The sequence below is a fragment of the Streptomyces sp. BE303 genome, assembly GCF_036290945.1.
Classification (GTDB): Bacteria; Actinomycetota; Actinomycetes; order Streptomycetales; family Streptomycetaceae; genus Kitasatospora.
Genome location: NZ_JAQYWZ010000777.1, coordinates 1 through 409, shown reverse-complemented (window position 1 = coordinate 409; position 409 = coordinate 1). Strand labels below are relative to the sequence as shown.

Genomic DNA, 409 nt, shown 5'->3' with positions numbered 1-409 from the left:
GACGGCTGCCCCGCCCGGGTATCAGTTGCCTGCTTCGCCGGTGTTCGGTCCGTTGGTTCTGACTCCGGCGAATGCTTCGGCCGGTGTGCAGGTGACGGCTGCTGATCTGCCGCAGCCCCCGGTGACGGGTGAGGTGCGGGTGTTGAAGACGGATGCGAATACGGCGGCGCCGTTGGCGGGTGGTGTGTTCGATCTGTGGGAGGAGACGAATGGTGTTCCGGGTCTGCAGACGTCGGGGGTGAACCCGGACACGCAGGTGGGTGCGGCGTGTACGACGGGTGCGAATGGTCTGTGTTCTCGGACGGTGGAGGTCGGCACGTATTACTGGCGTGAGACGGCTGCCCCGCCCGGGTATCAGTTGCCTGCTTCGCCGGTGTTCGGTCCGTTGGTTCTGACTCCGGCGAATGCT

Annotated in this window: 1 protein-coding gene; it reads left to right on the top strand. The window is 65.5% G+C overall.

The features are described 5' to 3' along the window. Positions 1-40: 40 nt before the first annotated feature. Positions 41-409, top strand: a 369-nt coding sequence (locus PUR56_RS25230) for a prealbumin-like fold domain-containing protein (protein WP_329950580.1), incomplete at its 3' end; no start/stop codon positions are given.